Source organism: Mesorhizobium sp. M0571, from assembly GCF_040320985.1.
GTDB lineage: Bacteria > Pseudomonadota > Alphaproteobacteria > Rhizobiales > Rhizobiaceae > Mesorhizobium.
Genome location: NZ_JAMYQT010000160.1, coordinates 1 through 604, shown reverse-complemented (window position 1 = coordinate 604; position 604 = coordinate 1). Strand labels below are relative to the sequence as shown.

Annotated in this window: 2 protein-coding genes; both read left to right on the top strand. The window is 65.1% G+C overall.

From position 1 onward, the window contains the following. Nucleotides 1-2 precede the first annotated feature (2 nt). On the top strand, nucleotides 3-164 hold the full coding sequence (tnpB, locus tag NKI85_RS37850) for an IS66 family insertion sequence element accessory protein TnpB (protein ID WP_352781017.1): 162 nt from the start codon (nucleotides 3-5) through the stop codon (nucleotides 162-164). A gap of 69 nt (nucleotides 165-233) precedes the next feature. Further along, nucleotides 234-604, top strand: a 371-nt coding sequence (locus NKI85_RS37845) for an IS66 family transposase (protein WP_352781014.1), incomplete at its 3' end; no start/stop codon positions are given.

Here is a 604-nt window from a genome sequence, read left to right as displayed (position 1 = left end):
TTGTGCTGGTGCACAAGCGGCTCGAGGGCTCGAAGTTCGTCTGGCCGCAGGTTCGCGACGGCGTGATGCGCATGTCGCCGGCGATGTTCGCGGCCTTGTTCGAAGGGCTGGATTGGAGACTGGTTCGCCCCGAGCGGGCACGGCGTCCGCAGCTGGCCGGATGAGTGTGGCACAGTGACTCAGGTGCCTTGTCTCCAATGGCGTTATCGGAGATCATGTGGTTGATTTAGTGCATGAATCTGACGGTTCTCCAGGAAGAGAACGAGCGTTTGAAGGCGCTCCTCGCCGAGGCGCAGGCAGCTTTGGCAGAGTCCGAGGAGGCGCGCCGCCGGCTGGAGAGCGTCGTCAGCCAGCTCAACCACGAGAAGTTCGGCGCCAAGTCCGAGAAGCTGCATCCCGATCAATACCACCTGCCGCTCGAAGACGTGGAGATCGCGCAGGGCGTGCTCGATGCCGCGCAGGAAAAGGCGCAGCGGGTCATCCGGGGGCGTTCGGACGGCGCGTCCGGTTCGCGCCAGCGCAATCGTGGCCACTTGCCTGCCCATCTGCCGCGGGTGGAGCGGATCATCGAGCCCAGGAGCACGCTGTGTCCGTGCGGCTGCGG